Here is a 16,178-nt window from a genome sequence, read left to right on the forward strand (position 1 = left end):
GGACGGTGTCCATTTGGTCTTGGTGGTTACTGAACGCGATCGGTAACTTCCCTGATCAGGGGGTGCGTCAGGCCTACCAGGATGATGATCTGGAAAAGTTGCGGTTCCGGGCGGCGGGTGGGGCCAGTCAGGTGCCTGATCTCTCGTACAGTTTGCGCCGTGGGATCTCTGCGCAATCCGGTCGGGCCGCTTCCCTCCACCATCTACTGGCGACGGAGGGCCGTCATGGCGGCCGTCCTCGGCGTGCTCGCCCTCCTGATCGTATGGGTCGTCACCAGCGGTGGCGGCGACGGCAAGAACGGCGCGGGCGACTCCAACGGCAAGAACCCCGTGCCCTCCATCACCCCCGGGCCCTCCGGCTCCGGCCCGGCGATCAGCCAGGCGCCGGGCGGCCGTGACGAGACGGGCGACGAGTCCGGCTCCGGGGGCGACAGCTCCGGATCCGGCTCGGGGTCCGGCTCCAGTTCGGGCTCGGGCTCCGGGTCCGGTGGTGGCGACGGCGGTTCGAGCGCCGGCGCGGGCGGCTCGTCCGGCGGCACCGGGAGCAGTGGGGGGAGCACCTCCGGTGAGCAGGTGCCGGCGGGGTCCAGCCTGCCCAACTGCACGTCCTCAGCCGTGAAATTGAGCATCCGCAGTGTGCGCAACGCCTACGCGCCCGGTGCGGACCCCACGTTCGAGCTCGTCGCCCGCAACTCCTCGGGCAGCGACTGCAAGCTCGACCTCGGCCCGGACCACACGATCGTGACGATCACGGCGACCGGGGCCGACGACGCGTTCTGGTCCTCCGACGACTGCCACGAGACCGCCGGCAGCCTGCTGTTCCGGGTTCCGGCCGGCGACCAGGTCACCTACACCGTCCAGTGGAACCGGGACCCCAGCGCCCCCAACTGCGCGACCCCGTCCGCCGGTTCGGCCAAGCCCGGCACGTACCTCATCGAGGCGAAGGCCCCCGGCCTGACCAAGGACCGGACGTCGTTCGTCCTGGAGAAGGACTGACCCTCCGGGGCGGGGCGCGCTTGGCCGCGATCGGCCAGGGGCGCGGGGCGGTTGGTTCGGCTGCCGCCGGGGTCAGCGGTTGGTTCGGCTGACCGTCGGAGGCCAGCGGTTGGTTCGGCTGACCGTCGGAGGCTAGACGTAGCGCTCCAGGATCGAGGACTCCGCCAGGCGTGACAGGCCCTCGCGGACGCTGCGGGCGCGGGCCTCGCCGACGCCGTCGACCGTCTGGAGGTCGTCGACGCTCGCGGCGAGCAGCTTCTGCAGGCCGCCGAAGTGCTCCACCAGGCGGTCGATGATGGCGCCGGGCAGACGGGGGACCTTCGCCAGGAGGCGGAAGCCGCGCGGGGAGACCGCCGAGTCCATGCCCTCGGGGGAGCCGGTGTAGCCCAGGGCCCGTGCCACCGTGGGCAGTTCGAGGAGCTCCGCGTGGGACAGGGCGTCCAGCTCGGACAGCGCCTCGTCGACCGTACGGGAACGTTTGGCCGTGGGCTCGGGGACGTAGTCCCGGACCACCAGCTCCCGCTCCGGCTCCACACCCGCGATGAGCTCGTCCAGCTGGAGGGCCAGAAGACGGCCGTCCGTACCCAGTTCGACGACGTACTCGGCGATCTCGGTGGCGATGCGCCGGACCATCTCCAGACGCTGGGCCACCGCGGAGACGTCCCGGACCGTCACCAGGTCCTCGATCTCCAGCGCTGACAACGTTCCCGCGACCTCGTCCAGGCGGAGCTTGTACCGCTCCAGCGTCGCGAGGGCCTGGTTGGCGCGGGAGAGGATCGCCGCCGAGTCCTCCAGGACACGGCGCTGCCCGTCGACGTACAGCGCGATCAGACGCATCGACTGGGAGACGGAGACCACCGGGTACCCGACCTGTTTGCTCACGCGGTCCGCGGTGCGGTGCCGGGTACCGGTCTCCTCCGTCGGGATCGTCGGGTCCGGGACCAGTTGGACACCCGCCCGCAGGATCTTCGACAGGTCCGACGAGAGGACGATGCCGCCGTCCAGCTTGCACAGCTCACGCAGCCGCGTGGCCGTGAACTCGACATCCAGGACGAAACCACCGGTGCACATCGGCTCGACGGTCTTGTCGAAGCCGAGCACGATGAGTCCGCCGGTGTTGCCGCGGAGAATCCGCTCAAGCCCGTCGCGCAGGGCCGTGCCCGGGGCCACGGCGCTCAGTGAGGCGCGCATCAGGCCATCGGCACCGGAGCTCCCACCGGACTTTCCGGGAGCTGCTGCCCGGTCGTTGGCTGCCACTGCACTCCTCCGGTCGCAGGTTCTGGGGCGCTCCCGTTTCGCACACGTGGTTCGTACGGACGGGCGAGACCTGGGCAAAGTCTACCGGCGGTCCTCGTCGTCCCGTGGGGCGTCTCGACGACGGGATCGGGGCAGTACCCGCAGCGCGTCCCCCATGTCCGCCACTTCCAGCACCTTCATACCGGGAGGAACCTTGCCTGGATCGGACGGAACGAGCGCGTGCGTGAAGCCGAGGCGGTGCGCCTCCGCGAGGCGGCGCTGCACACCGGTGACCCTTCTGACCTCGCCGGCGAGGCCCACTTCGCCGATCGCCACGAGATTCTTGGGCAGCGGGGTGTCACTCGCCGCGGACGCCAGGGCGAGCGCGATCGCCAGGTCCGCGGCGGGCTCGGACAGCTTCACGCCGCCCACCGTCGCGGAGTAGATGTCCCTTTTGCCCAGGGCGGCGATCCGGCCGCGCTGCTCCAGAACCGCCAGAACCATCGAGACGCGCGAGGTCTCCAGGCCGGACGTGGTGCGGCGGGGGGAGGGCAGCTGGGAGTCGACTGTGAGCGACTGCACTTCGGCGACGAGCGGGCGGCGGCCCTCCAGGGTGACGGTGAGGCAGGTGCCGGGCACCGGCTCGTCGCGGCGGGTGAGGAAGAGGCCGCTGGGGTCGGCGAGGCCGGTGATGCCCTCGTCGTGCAGCTCGAAGCAGCCGACCTCGTCCGTGGCGCCGTAGCGGTTCTTGACACCGCGTACGAGGCGGAGGCGGGCATGGCGGTCGCCCTCGAAATGCAGCACGACGTCGACCAGGTGCTCCAGGAGGCGGGGGCCCGCGATCGCGCCGTCCTTGGTGACGTGGCCCACGAGCAGGGTCGCCATGCCGCGTTCCTTCGAGGCGCGGATCAGCGCGCCCGCGACCTCGCGGACCTGGGCCATGCCGCCGGGCGCCCCGTCGATCTCGGGAGAGGCGACCGTCTGGACCGAGTCGAGGATGAGCAGGCCGGGCTTGACGGCGTCCAAGTGGCCGAGGACGGCGGCCAGGTCGGTCTCGGCGGCGAGGTAGAGATGGTCGTGGAGGGCGTCGATACGGTCGGCCCTCAGGCGGACCTGGCTCGCGGACTCCTCACCGGTGACGTAGAGCGTGGGGTGCTCGGCGCTGGCCGACTTCGCCGCCACGTCGAGGAGGAGGGTGGACTTGCCCACACCGGGCTCGCCGGCGACGAGGACGACCGCGCCGGGGACGAGGCCGCCGCCGAGGACGCGGTCCAGCTCGGGGACGCCGGTGGGGCGGGCGGTGGCCTGGCGGCCGTCCACCTGGCCGATGGGGACGGCGGAGGTCGTGACCCGGCCGGGGGCGGTGGTGCGGACGGCGGGGGTGCCGTACTCCTCGACCGTGCCCCAGGCCTGGCACTCGGGGCAGCGGCCCAGCCACTTCGCCGTCTGCCAGCCGCATTCCGTGCAGCGGTAGGAGGGGCGATCCTTCGTGGACTTGGTACGGGCAGCCATGCACGAACCGTAGCGGAGGGCACTGACAACGGGGCGGGGGCCTGGGGGCCGGGGGCCGGGGGCCGGGGGCGGGGGTGGGCCGGGGGCGCGTGCGGTTCGTTGGGGGGGGCGGGGCCGTGCCGGTGTGTCAGCCCGTCGCATGGTGCCCTACTGCTCGGGGGTTCGTGGGGAGCTGTTCTCTGTGCTTCTCTACGCGACGGGCTTGACACACCGGCACGGCCCCTTCCGTCCGTGGGCGGCCGACCCGCCATGGGGGCATTGGCTGCTCCCGCAGGTTCGGGGCCCTTCCGTCGTGGGCGGCCCGCCCGCCATGGGGGCATTGGCTGCTCCCGCAGGTTCGGGGCCCTTCCGTCGTGGGCGGCCCGCCCGATGTGGGGGCATTGGCTGCTCCCGCAGGTTCGGGTTCGGTCGTGGGGGCATCGGCTACGGATGGAGGTGCCTGCGTAAGGGGTGGGCTACAGGGGGCGGCCGATTGTCAGGGGGGCCGGGTGGTGGGGGGTGTAGGCCGCGCCGTCCAGGTTGAGGGACTGGGCGGCTGTCTGGAGGGCGGCCGCGGTGGCCGTTGCGCCCCAGTGGCCCTTGTCCAGGCGGGACTCGACCGCGTGGAGGGCGGCCACCGTCTCGGCGGTGGTGAAGTTGCAGTGGCCCTGGCGTTCCACGTACGCCTGGCGGTGGAGCGCGGCGTCCCCGGAGGCGCGGATCCGTGCGGCGAAGCGGGACTGCTGCTCGGTGGGGACGAGGTCGTCGGCCGTGGTGTGGATGTTGAGGAGGGGTACGGCGAGGCCCTGGCCGGCGGAGGACGTGCGTCGGCCGGCGGTCACGGCGGCCGGGTCCGCGGCGATGTCGGCGTGGGCGGTCAGGTTCCGCAGGTCGGCCCGCAGATCGAGGCCGGCCTTCCGGTAGAGCGCCTTGACCAGGGGCGCGTGCTGGGAGGTCGCCAGCACGCGCGCGTAGTCGATGCCCTGGTTGCCGGAGTTGTTGCCGCCGAGGGCCTTCTCGACGTGGTAGCGGGACGGCACGACCCGGTTGAGGACGCCCTGGAGCAGCCATGAGGCCTGCTGGGCCTGCTGCTCGGCATGGTCGCCGGCGGCGGGGCGGTTCCTGCCGTAGGTCCAGGTCGGCAGGTTCAGGTAGGCCGCGGCGAGGGCGACACGGGCGCGGCCCTCGGGGGTCTTCTGGGCGGCGGCGACGGCGTCGGTCAGCAGGCGGCCGCTGACGGCGCCCTCGGCCTCGGAGGCGAAGCCCACCAGTTTCACCGGGGTGCCGGGCAGTAGCAGGCGGGCGATCGTGTACTCGGCGTCCAACTGGTAGGCGTGCAGGTCGTTCGCGCCGGCCACGAGCCCGCACAGACCCAGGGCGCCGTCGATGCCGCCGGCGCCGGAACGGGCGAGACGGGCGTTGACCAGGCCGCCCATGGACAGGCCGACGGAGAGGGTGCGGTCGGGTTCGCCGATCCTCTCGGTGACCGCCCTGATCGTCGCGACCTGGTCGCGCTCCGCGCTCTCCAGGGCCCAGAGGGTCTCGCTGGTGTCGAAGGAGGAGCCGGTGAGGGCGTAGCCCTCTTCGAGGAGGCGCAGGCGTACGGCCTCGCGGGGGGCGTTCTGGGGCGTCGTGACGCCGAAGCCGTGGCTGAAGACGATCAGCGTGCCGTTCCAGTCCTCCGGCACGTCGGCTATCCAGGTGGCGCCGTCGGGAAGGGTGCCGGAGAGGCGCTCGACGGGACCGGCGGCCGCCCGGGGAACGGCGGTCGAGACGGAGGCGCTGGTCGCGGAGAGGGCGACGACCGCGGCGAGGGCGGTGAGGGTGCGGGTGGAGCGGCGACTGCGTACGGCCATGAGAGGTAGGGCTCCTGTCGACGCGAAGGGGGACGGGGGCGTTGCACGCTCGTACTCGGGGGTAGCTCGAACCCGAGGGGAATGTAGGGCTGATTTCTTGTGACGGTCAATGAAGTGCACAGCAATCAGCCAGCGCGCGGAACCCCGCGTTCCTGTCCCCTTATGAGGGATCGTTTCACCCGTACGGAGTAAAAGTGCTCAAGAGGTGAGAACGAGCTGCTTCCGGGCGCCTACCGTCCACGGATGATGAGCATCAGTCCGGAGACCTCGACCCGCACCGCCGGCGCCCACCGGGCGCACAGCGAGGCGCGCGATCGGGCTGCGGCGCGCGCGGTGGCGCAGCGCCCGCCCGCGCGCTACGAGCCGTACCTGGACGGCCTGTTCACCTATTGCATGTCGGTGCTGTGCGACCACGACGCGGCGATCGCCGCCCTGGGTGACGTCCTGGCCCTCGCCGAGCGCCGCCGTGGCCCGGACGCCGAGGAGAGGCGCCGGTCCTGGCTGTACGCGCTGGCCCGCTGGTCCTGTCTGCGCAAGCTCACAGAGACCCGGCAGGCGCGCCCCGGCGCACACGCCCAGGGCCGCCGCGCCCCGCACGGCGCGGAGCCCCAGCACGGCGTACGGGCCGCCGCGCCGCACCTGTCCGAGGAGGAGGAGCGCCGAAGGCGGCGTGAACTCGCCCGGCTGGCCTGGCCGGAGGCCGCCGGCACCACCCCCGAGCAGCGCGAGGCGCTCGAACTCGCGGTCCGCCACCAGCTCACCGCCCAGGAGGTCGCCGACGTCCTCGGCATGGACGCGGCCGCCGCCCGCGAACTGCTCTCCTCCGCCGCCTGCGAGGTGGAGCGCACCCGCGCCGCCCTCGCCGTCGTGGAGACCGGCGCCTGCCCCGGCGTCGCCCTCCTCACCGGCGACCAGCAACTCGTCCTCAGCGCCACCCTGCGTCGCGAACTCGTCCGGCACGTCGACGACTGCCCCGTCTGCCGCCGCGCCGCCGAGCGCGCCGTCCCCGGCCGTTGGCCCGGCACCAGCGTCACCCCCGCCGCGCTGCCCGTCCTCGAAGCCCCGCGCGCGGCCCTGTGCGGCGCGATGGGACACCTCACACGCGCGCGTGCCCCGCGTTTCGACCGGCGCGGCTTCCCCATGGACCCCAGGGACCGCGCCGCCCGCCGCGACCGGCTCCGCGCGCGTGCCGTCACCACCACGGTCGTCGCCACCGTCGTCGCCGCCCCCGTCCTCGCCCTCTGGGCCGCCTACCGGGGAGCCCCCCTCATCGGCGAGGGCGTCGACGGCCGGTCGGTCGCCTCAGGCGAGGCACAGGGCGTCGGCGACGGCACCGTCGGCGACGGCACCGGCGCCTACGAGAACGCCGGCAGCGCCCGGGCCGAACCCGGTGCCCGCCGGGGCGGGCACGACTCGGACGACGTCTCCGTGGAGGTCACCCGCGGCAAAGGCGGCGGCGCGCTCGCCGTGACCGCCCGCAACGACGGCGAGACCACCCTCATCACCCTGCGCGCCACCGGCGATTCCCCCGTCGTCTGGTCCGCCCGCACCGGCGCCGACTGGCTCTACCTCAGCCACTCCTCGGGAACCCTGAAACCCGGCGCATCGCTGACGATCAAGGTGTACGTGGACCAGCTGAGCGAGCCCGCCGGGCACTGGACCGCGCAGGTCACGCTCGCCCCCGCGGGCGCCGTCGTCACCATCGAGGGCTACGGTCCCGTCCCCGCGCCGCCGGACGACCCCCGCCCGACCGCACCCGTGCCGGACCCCGGCCCGCCGAGGCCCACCGCGCCGCCCCCGCAGCCCGGCCCGGAGCCCACCCCCACAGGTCCCGCCCAGCCGGACCCGACCCCGACCCCCACCGACCAGGCCCCCACGGGGCCCGCCGACCCGCCGCCCTCGCCGGGCGACGGCGGCGGCGATCCCCCGCCCGCAGCCTGAGAGCCTGCGCTCTGAGGTTCCGAGGGGGACCGCCGCCGCGAGTTGCCGCTGTCGGTCGGCCTACGGCACCACCGGGTCCGCCGGATGCGGCGCCACCAGCGGCAGCCGGGTCGCCAGCCGCTCCTCGCACAGCTCCACCAGCCGGTCGTACGCGGCCTTGCCCATCAGCTCGATCAGCTCCGGCCGGTACGACACGTACACCGGCTCACCCGCGCCGTGCGCCGACGTCGCCGACGTGCACCACCAGTGCAGGTCATGGCCGCCGGGGCCCCAACCGCGGCGGTCGTACTCACCGATCGACACCTGCAGCACCCGGGTGTCGTCGGGCCGGTCGATCCAGTCGTAGGTGCGCCGGATCGGCAGCTGCCAGCAGACGTCCGGCTTCGTCTCCAACGGCTCGCGCCCCTCGCGCAGCGCCAGGATGTGCAGCGAGCAGCCCGCCCCGCCGGCGAAACCCGGACGGTTCTGGAAGATGCACGAACCCTTGTACGGCCGGGTCTGCCGCTCCCCGTCCTCGTCCTGGGAGACCCACCCGGTCCGGGTGCCCACATCGTGGAACTGCCAGATCTCCGGCGTGAGCCTCGCCACATGCTCGGCGACCCGCTTCTCGTCGTCCTCGTCCGAGAAATGGGCACCCAGAGTGCAGCAGCCGTCATCCGCGCGCCCCGCCTGGATGCCCTGGCAGCCGCTGCCGAAGACGCAGTTCCAGCGGGAGGTCAGCCATGTCAGATCGCAGCGGAAGACCTGTTCCTCGTCCGCCGGATCAGGGAACTCCACCCACGCGCGCGCGAAATCGAGCCCCTTCTCGTCGGGCACCGCAGCGCCCTTCCGCGGTTTCTGGGGTCTGGTCGCCGCCTTCGCCCGCGAGGACCCGGCGTCCGCCACTGCCGAATTGTCGGCCTTTGCCTTTTTCGTCTTTGGCACCCGTCCAGGGTACGGCGCCGAAGCCCGCGTGGAGGACGGCGCACGGGCCGTCTGGCAGTAGCGTTCCGCCCATGAGACTCGGTGTCCTCGACGTGGGATCGAACACGGTGCATCTGCTGGTGGTGGACGCACACCCGGGCGCGCGCCCCCTGCCCGCACACTCGCACAAGGTGGAGCTGCGCCTCGCCCAGCTCCTCGACGAGGACGGCGCCATAGGCCACGACGGGGTCGACAAACTCATAACCGTCGTCCACGAGGCCCTCCAGGCCGCCGAGGACAAGGGCGTCGAGGAGATGCTCCCCTTCGCCACCTCCGCCGTGCGCGAGGCCAGCAACGCCGACGACGTCCTCGCCCGCGTCAAGGACGAGACCGGGGTCGAACTCCAGGTCCTCACCGGCGCGGAGGAGGCCCGGCTGACCTTCCTCGCCGTCCGCCGCTGGTTCGGCTGGTCCGCGGGCAAGCTCCTCGTCCTCGACATCGGCGGCGGCTCCCTGGAGATCGCCTACGGCATCGACGAGGAGCCCGACGCGGCCGTCTCCCTCCCGCTCGGCGCCGGCCGCCTCACCGCCGGCTGGCTCCCCGGCGACCCGCCCGCCCCGGACGACGTCCGCGCGCTGCGCCGCCACGTCCGCGCGCAGATCGCCCGCACGGTGGGCGAGTTCAGCCGCTTCGGCGCCCCCGACCACGTGGTCGCCACCTCCAAGACCTTCAAGCAGCTCGCCCGCATCGGCGGCGCCGCCCGCTCCACCGAGGGCCTCTACGTCCAGCGCGACCTCAAGCGCCAGGCCCTGGAGTCCTGGGTCCCCAAGCTGGCCGAGATGACCACCGCCCAGCGGGCCGCCCTCCCCGGCGTCTCCGAGGGCCGCGCGAACCAGCTCCTCGCCGGGGCGCTGGTGGCCGAGGGCGCCATGGACCTCTTCGAGGTGGAGACCCTGGAGGTGTGCCCCTGGGCCCTGCGCGAGGGCGTCATCCTGCGTCGCCTGGACCACATGGGCACCACCACCTAGGAACCCACCTCGCACACCGGGGACGACGAGGCCACGAGGCGCGGGGAACATCGCGGGCGACCGTGAGGGACCCGCGCCCGCCCCGCCGACCGCCTCCCGCGGCGATGTGGCGAGCGCCACCCGCTCCCGGCCAACTGCCCGCCCCTGCCCCACACGACGAACCCCACCCTTTAGGCTGTGCTGCGTGGCAGAAGTGGTGCGGATCCCGGACGCGAAGGTCGCCCTGTCCACGGCCTCCGTCTATCCGGAGTCCACGGCGACGGCCTTCGAGATCGCCGCGCGCCTCGGCTACGACGGCGTCGAGGTCATGGTGTGGACCGACCCGGTCAGTCAGGACATGGAGGCGCTGCGCCGTCTCTCCGACTACCACCAGATCCCCATCCTCGCCGTTCACGCCCCCTGTCTGCTGATCACCCAGCGGGTGTGGTCCACCGACCCGTGGGTCAAGCTCCAGCGTGCCCGGGCGGCCGCCGAGAAGCTCGGCGCGAGCACGGTCGTCGTCCATCCCCCGTTCCGCTGGCAGCGCCAGTACGCGCGCGACTTCGTCACCGGGATCTGGCGCATGGCGGGCGAGACGGACGTACGGTTCGCCGTCGAGAACATGTACCCCTGGCGCTACCGCGACCGCGAGATGCTCGCCTACGCCCCCGACTGGGACGTGACCAAGGACGACTACCGGCACTTCACGATCGATCTCAGCCACGCGGCGACCTCCCGCGTCGACGCGCTGGCGATGGTCGACCGCATGGGCGACCGCCTCGGCCACGTCCACATGGCCGACGGCCGGGGCTCGGCCAAGGACGAGCACCTCGTGCCGGGCCGCGGCACCCAGCCCTGCGCCGAGCTGCTGGAGGGCCTCGCCCGCTCCGGGTTCGACGGTCACGTCGTGATCGAGGTCAACACCCGCCGGGCCATGTCCAGCGCCGAACGCGAGGCCGACCTCGCCGAGGCCCTCGCCTTCACCCGGCTGCACCTCGCCTCCTCCGCGAAGGTCCCGCGGCCGTGACGTCGGCCACTCCCCGGCGCCGGGGACGGCCCCCTCGTACGGAAGCGGCCGACGCCCCCGCCGCCCGCGACCGCATCCTCGCCGCGGCCCGCGAGGAGTTCTCCGAGCGGGGCTACGACAAGACGTCGGTCCGGGGGATCGCGAAGGCCGCCGGGGTGGACTCGGCGCTGGTGCACCACTACTTCGGGACGAAGGAGCAGGTGTTCGAGGCCGCCATCACGTTCTCCTTCGCCCCGGCGCTCGAGGCGCCCAGAGCCGTCGAGGACGGCCCCCTCGACTCTGTCGGCGAGCGGCTCACCCGTTTCTTCTTCGGCGTCTGGGAGAACCCCGCGACCCGTACGCCCCTGCTCGCGATCGTGCGGTCGGCCGTGAACAACGACACCGCCGCCGCCGTGTTCCGGCGGATCGTCGCCACCCAGGTGCTCCGCCGTATCGCCGGCCGGCTGGACGTCGCGGACGCGGAACTGCGGGCCGAGCTGGCGGCGGCGCAGCTGGTGGGGATCGCGATGATCCGTTACGTGATCAAGGTCGAGCCCCTGGCGTCGGCGGACCCCGAACAGATCATCAGACGAGTGGCCCCCGTGGTGCAGGCCCATCTGACGGCACCCCACTGAGGACGCCGAAAACCGAGACGCTCGTCCCGCCATCCGGACGATGTGTCCGCCCACTGGATAACCGGCGTACGCTCGACTTCAGTCATAACTCTCCGAAGGAGCGAGGCGAGCGACGATGCCCGAGCTGAGGTCCCGCACAGTCACCCACGGCCGCAACATGGCGGGCGCCCGCGCCCTTATGCGCGCCTCCGGTGTACCGGGCGCGGACATCGGCCGCAAGCCGATCATCGCGGTCGCCAACTCCTTCACCGAGTTCGTGCCCGGCCACACCCACCTCCAGCCGGTGGGCCGGATCGTCAGCGAGGCGATCCGCGAGGCCGGCGGCATCGCCCGCGAGTTCAACACGATCGCCGTCGACGACGGCATCGCCATGGGCCACGGCGGCATGCTGTACTCCCTGCCCTCCCGCGACCTGATCGCGGACAGCGTGGAGTACATGGTCGAGGCCCACTGCGCCGACGCCCTGATCTGCATCTCCAACTGCGACAAGATCACCCCGGGCATGCTGAACGCCGCCCTGCGGCTCAACATCCCGACGGTCTTCGTCTCCGGCGGCCCCATGGAGTCCGGCCGGGCCACCCTCGTCGACGGCACGGTCCGCACGCTCGACCTGGTCGACGCGATCTCCGACGCCGTGAACGACAAGATCTCGGACGAGGACATCCTCCGTATCGAGGAGAACGCCTGTCCGACCTGCGGCTCCTGTTCCGGCATGTTCACCGCCAACTCGATGAACTGCCTGACCGAGGCCATCGGCCTGTCCCTCCCCGGCAACGGCTCCGTCCTGGCCACCCACACGGCCCGCAAGCAGCTCTACGTCGACGCCGCCAACACGGTCATGGACATCACCCGCCGCTACTACGAGCAGGACGACGAGACGGTCCTGCCGCGCTCCATCGCCTCGTTCGCGGCCTTCGAGAACGCCATGGCCCTCGACATCGCCATGGGCGGCTCCACCAACACGATCCTGCACCTGCTGGCCGCCGCCCAGGAGGCGGGCGTCCCCTTCGGCCTGAACGAGATCGACGCCGTCTCGCGCCGTGTGCCCTGCCTGGCGAAGGTCGCGCCCAACGTCGCGAAGAACCGCACGTACTACATGGAGGACGTGCACCGCGCCGGCGGCATCCCCGCCCTGCTGGGCGAGCTGCACCGCGCGGGCCTGCTCAACGAGGACGTCAACTCCGTCCACAGCGCCTCCCTCGCCGACTGGCTGAAGACATGGGACGTGCGCGGCGGTTCCCCGTCGCCCGAGGCGGTCGAGCTGTGGCACGCGGCCCCCGGCTGCGTCCGCTCCGCCGAGGCGTTCTCCCAGTCGGAGCGCTGGGACTCCCTCGACGAGGACGCCGAGAACGGCTGCATCCGCTCCGCCGAGCACGCCTACTCCAAGGACGGCGGCCTCGCCGTGCTGAAGGGCAACCTCGCGGTCGACGGCTGCGTGGTGAAGACGGCCGGCGTCGACGAGTCGATCTGGACGTTCGAGGGCCCGGCGGTCGTCTGCGAGTCGCAGGAGGAGGCCGTCCAGAAGATCTTGCTGAAGGAGATCAAGGAGGGCGACGTCGTCGTCATCCGCTACGAGGGCCCCAAGGGCGGCCCCGGTATGCAGGAGATGCTCTACCCGACCTCGTACCTGAAGGGCCGCGGCCTCGGGAAGTCCTGTGCACTGATCACCGACGGCCGCTTCTCCGGCGGTACGTCCGGCCTGTCGATCGGTCACGCCTCGCCCGAGGCGGCCGGCGGCGGCACGATCGCCCTCGTCGAGGACGGCGACCGCATCCGCATCGACATCCCGAACCGCACGATCGAGCTCCTCGTCGACGACGCCGAACTGGCCCGCCGTGAGGAGGCGCTGAACGGCGTCTACGCCCCCAAGAACCGCGAGCGGAAGGTCTCCGCCGCGCTGAAGGCGTACGCCGCGATGGCCACCAGCGCCGACAAGGGCGCCGTGCGCGACGTCTCCAAGCTGGGCTGACACGACGTACGGAGCGTAGGGACCTGACGTACGGAGGGCCGCTGCCGGGAGGAGATCCCCGGCAGCGGCCCTCCGCGCGTTCAGCGCCCCGGTCCAGCCGCTGGCCACGGCACGCGCCCGGCCCCGCCGGTCACGTCCGCCGGGCGGTCACCAACCCGCCGGAGCCCCCGCGTCCACCCCGAACACCGTGCCGTCGGGGGCGCCCGCGAAGACGCGTCCCTCGACGACGACCGGCGTGGTCAGCGCGGCCACGACCCGGTCGGTGTCGCCGAGCCGCGGGGGAGTCTCCCCGGTGAGCCGGCCCTTGCGGGCGTCGAGCGCGAGCAGCCGTCCGTCGGCGGTGGTGAAGTACACATACCGCTCGTCGGCCACGGGCGCCGAGCCCTGCGCCACCCCCGTCTCGGCCCGCCACAGCTGCCTGCCCGCCTTCATGTCGACGGCCACGAGCGAACCGCCGATGCCCAGCAGATGGACGCGGTCACCGCGGACGAAGGCGAGCGCCTGCTCCAGCCGCACGGGCAGCGTGAACCGGTCCGTCGTCCCGGCTTCGGCGTCGTAGCGGACGACCCCCACCGTGTCGCCGTACACCCCGCCGCTGGCCACCAGGAAGAGGGCGTCACCACTGGCCCCCACCGGCTTCAGAGCACCGCCCAGCCGCGCGTCCCACACGACGTCCCCGGTCTCGGGGTCCACCGCGGTGACCCGTGTCCGCGCCCCCTCCCCCTCGCCGGTGACACTCGCCACATAGGCGGGCCCGTCCCCGCCGAACGAGGTGAAGTACGCCTCCCGCTGCCCGGGGACGGCACGGCTCCACAGCGTGTCGCCGGTCGCGCCGTCCAAGCCGGTGACGGTGCCGTCGGCCGAGGTCAGCAGGAGCACACCGCCCACGAACCGCCGGCTGCCGTACGCGGTGAGGTCCCGTTCCCAGCGGACCTCGCCGGTCGCCGGGTCGAGGGCCTGCGACCGGCCGCCGGCGTCCGTCGAGACGTGCACCAGACCGCCCGACACGACGGGCGGCTCACTGGTGTCCCCGCTGACGGGGTGCCGCCAGAGCACCCGGCCATCGGCCGGATCCAACGCCGACACCAGCCCCGGCTGCGCGCACACCAGCTTCCCCGCCCCGTACGAGCACTGTGGCGCCCCGGCCTTCTTCGGCGCCGGTTTCGTCGCCCAGGGTTCGAGCGCGGGGGCGGCGGCCACGGTCGCGCGCGGCGTGGCCGCACCGCCGCGTGCCGCGTCCCCGCCGTCGCCGAGCAGCCGCACCGAGCCGAGGACCCCGCCCACGACCAGCACCAGCGCGGTGGCGACGACGAGGACCCGCCGACGCGGCCGACCCCGCTCGCCCTGCCGTGCGGCGTCCGCCGAACCGGAGTCGGCCGCCCCACCGTCCCCCTCGCCCGCAGCCGTACCGTCCGGGCCCGCGGCCCCCTTTTCGGCCAGGGCGTCCCGCGCGCGCTCGCCGCCCGCCCCCGACCCCTGCTCGCGCTGGGCCGGTATGAACGCCTGGGTGTCGTACGAGGCCGCCACGGACCTCAGCCGGTGCATCAGATCGTCCGCCGTGGGCCGGTCCTCGGGCTCCTTGGCGAGGCAGTCCCGCACGAGCGGAGCGAGGTTCTCCGGTACGCCGGTGAGGTCAGGCTCGTCGTGGACCACCTGGTAGGCGACGACGTACGGGCTGTCGGAGTCGAAGGGCCCGCGCCCGGTCGCCGCGTGGACGGTCACCGAGCCGAGGGCGAAGATGTCGGCGGCGGGCCCGACCTCTCTCGGCCGCCGGAACTGCTCCGGGGCCATGAAGGGCGGCGTGCCTATCAACTTGCCGGTCTCGGTGCGCAGTTCGCTGTCCTTGGGCCGCGAGATCCCGAAGTCGATGACTTTGGGCCCGTCCTCGGCGAGGAGCACATTGCTGGGCTTGAGGTCCCGGTGCACCACGCCCGCCCGGTGGATGTCCCGCAGCGCCTCGGCGAGCCCCGCCATCAGACGGCGCAACTGCCCCGGCGGCATGGGCCCGTTCCGCTTGACGTGCTCGGCGAGGGTCGGGCCGGGAATGAAGAGGGTGGCCATCCAGGGCCGGGCGCTGTCGGTGTCGGCGTCGACCACCGGCGCCGTGAACGCGCCGCTCACCTGACGGGCGGCGGCGACCTCCTGCCGGAACCGCCCCCTGAACTCGGGGTCCTTGGCGAACTCGGCGTGCACCACCTTCACTGCGAGCCGCAGCCCGGACGTCGAGGTGGCCAGATGGACGACGCCCATGCCACCGGAGCCGAGACATGACTCCAGGCGGTACTGACCGGCGTACTCGGGAAGTTCCGCTTCCGCTCCCGAACCGGTGTCCCGCTGTGGCGCCATGGGCACACCCCCGTGCTGTTCCGGCCGCTCGCGCGACGCACGGAGCCTAGTCGATGACACGTACGAGACAGAGGCGGCTTGCTAGCCTCCGCGTGCGAAGAAGGCACAGGTGTGCGTGTCTTGATTCAGGGGTATCAAAGGGTCCCCATGGCTGTCATGGGGTGAAACGGGGGGAGATTTCGCATGTCCATCGACCGCGTCGAAGAGATCACGGGCGACAGCGAGGGCGAGCCGACGGCCACGGCCACGGCCGCGACCGCCGCGACGGTGACGGCAGCCGTCCGCTACTACTCGGTCGCCCCCGGCGTCCGCCTCAACGTCCGCAGCGGCCCGAGCACCAGCTACAGCATCGTCCGCGTCCTCTCCGAGGGCGCCAAGGTCCCGATCTTCTGCCAGACCCCGGGCCAGACCATCTCCGGCCCCTACGGCACCACCAACATCTGGGACAACATCGGCGACGGCGACTACATCTCCGACGCCTACGTCTACACCGGCGCCGACGGCTACGTGGCTGGCCGCTGCGGCTGACCCACCAGGGGCAACCGGTACGAGCCGGGAGGGACGCCCTCGCCCGCAGGCCGGGCGGGGGCGACCCGCGTGGGGTGGGGCGGGGCGCCCCGCACGGGGCCGCCGGGACCGCCGACAGCCCGGCCCGTCGCCGCCGACAGCCCGGCCCGTCGCCGCCGACAGCCCGGCCCGTCGCCGCCGACAGCCCGGCCCGTCGCCGCCGAGCGCACCGGAGCCATAATCGACCGGTGAGCGACAAGCAGACCGGAACCGGGGCGAAGCCGC

At 72.9% G+C, this 16,178-nt stretch carries 12 protein-coding genes; 7 read left to right on the top strand and 5 right to left on the bottom strand.

Annotation, left to right across the window (positions count from 1 at the left end):
* The first annotated feature begins 159 nt into the window (after positions 1-159).
* Positions 160-996: a hypothetical protein gene (locus M8J73_RS41665; RefSeq protein ID WP_055542253.1), complete on the top strand. Its 837-nt coding sequence runs from the start codon at positions 160-162 to the stop codon at positions 994-996.
* Positions 997-1,128: 132 nt separating this feature from the next.
* On the opposite strand, the gene disA is transcribed toward M8J73_RS41665, so the two are convergent.
* The 3 genes from disA to M8J73_RS41680 form a co-directional block, all read right to left on the bottom strand.
* Complete coding sequence (disA, locus tag M8J73_RS41670; RefSeq protein ID WP_055542252.1) at positions 1,129-2,253, bottom strand: DNA integrity scanning diadenylate cyclase DisA; 1,125 nt, start codon at positions 2,251-2,253, stop codon at positions 1,129-1,131.
* A gap of 81 nt (positions 2,254-2,334) precedes the next feature.
* Complete coding sequence (gene radA / locus M8J73_RS41675) at positions 2,335-3,744, bottom strand: DNA repair protein RadA (RefSeq protein WP_249829799.1); 1,410 nt, start codon at positions 3,742-3,744, stop codon at positions 2,335-2,337.
* Between the two features lie 455 nt (positions 3,745-4,199).
* A complete protein-coding gene (locus M8J73_RS41680) occupies positions 4,200-5,579 on the bottom strand; it encodes an alpha/beta hydrolase (RefSeq protein ID WP_249829800.1) in 1,380 nt (459 codons plus the stop codon).
* Positions 5,580-5,822: 243 nt separating this feature from the next.
* Here M8J73_RS41680 and M8J73_RS41685 point away from each other — a divergent pair, with 243 nt between their 5' ends.
* Positions 5,823-7,520 (top strand): BACON domain-containing protein, encoded by a 1,698-nt coding sequence (locus M8J73_RS41685; RefSeq protein ID WP_249829801.1) that lies wholly within the window; start codon positions 5,823-5,825, stop codon positions 7,518-7,520.
* Positions 7,521-7,580: 60 nt separating this feature from the next.
* Here the strand turns inward: M8J73_RS41685 and M8J73_RS41690 are convergent, their stop codons facing one another.
* Positions 7,581-8,444, bottom strand: a complete 864-nt coding sequence (locus M8J73_RS41690) for a DUF3109 family protein (protein WP_079055255.1) — start codon at positions 8,442-8,444, stop codon at positions 7,581-7,583.
* A gap of 71 nt (positions 8,445-8,515) precedes the next feature.
* On the opposite strand from M8J73_RS41690, the gene M8J73_RS41695 reads away from it, so the two are divergent.
* From M8J73_RS41695 to ilvD, 4 genes are all read left to right on the top strand, one after another.
* A complete protein-coding gene (locus tag M8J73_RS41695) occupies positions 8,516-9,451 on the top strand; it encodes a Ppx/GppA family phosphatase (protein ID WP_249829802.1) in 936 nt (311 codons plus the stop codon).
* Positions 9,452-9,635: 184 nt separating this feature from the next.
* Entirely contained in the window at positions 9,636-10,457 is an 822-nt protein-coding gene (locus M8J73_RS41700) for a sugar phosphate isomerase/epimerase family protein (RefSeq protein ID WP_249829803.1), read from the top strand.
* Positions 10,454-11,071, top strand: coding sequence for a TetR/AcrR family transcriptional regulator (locus M8J73_RS41705; protein WP_055540761.1), 618 nt, complete (start codon positions 10,454-10,456; stop codon positions 11,069-11,071). The genes M8J73_RS41700 and M8J73_RS41705 overlap by 4 nt, the downstream gene beginning before the upstream one ends.
* A gap of 115 nt (positions 11,072-11,186) precedes the next feature.
* On the top strand, positions 11,187-13,040 hold the full coding sequence (ilvD, locus tag M8J73_RS41710) for a dihydroxy-acid dehydratase (RefSeq protein ID WP_055540760.1): 1,854 nt from the start codon (positions 11,187-11,189) through the stop codon (positions 13,038-13,040).
* 147 nt (positions 13,041-13,187) lie between these two features.
* On the opposite strand, the gene M8J73_RS41715 is transcribed toward ilvD, so the two are convergent.
* The gene (locus M8J73_RS41715) at positions 13,188-15,386 is read right to left on the bottom strand and encodes a serine/threonine-protein kinase (protein ID WP_249829804.1); all 2,199 of its coding nucleotides are present in this window, start codon (positions 15,384-15,386) and stop codon (positions 13,188-13,190) included.
* Between the two features lie 183 nt (positions 15,387-15,569).
* Between M8J73_RS41715 and M8J73_RS41720 the strand changes: the two genes are divergently transcribed.
* Positions 15,570-15,914, top strand: a complete 345-nt coding sequence (locus M8J73_RS41720) for an SH3 domain-containing protein (protein ID WP_249829805.1) — start codon at positions 15,570-15,572, stop codon at positions 15,912-15,914.
* Positions 15,915-16,178: the final 264 nt, after the last annotated feature.

This window comes from Streptomyces neyagawaensis, from assembly GCF_023516595.1.
Taxonomy (GTDB): domain Bacteria; phylum Actinomycetota; class Actinomycetes; order Streptomycetales; family Streptomycetaceae; genus Streptomyces; species Streptomyces neyagawaensis.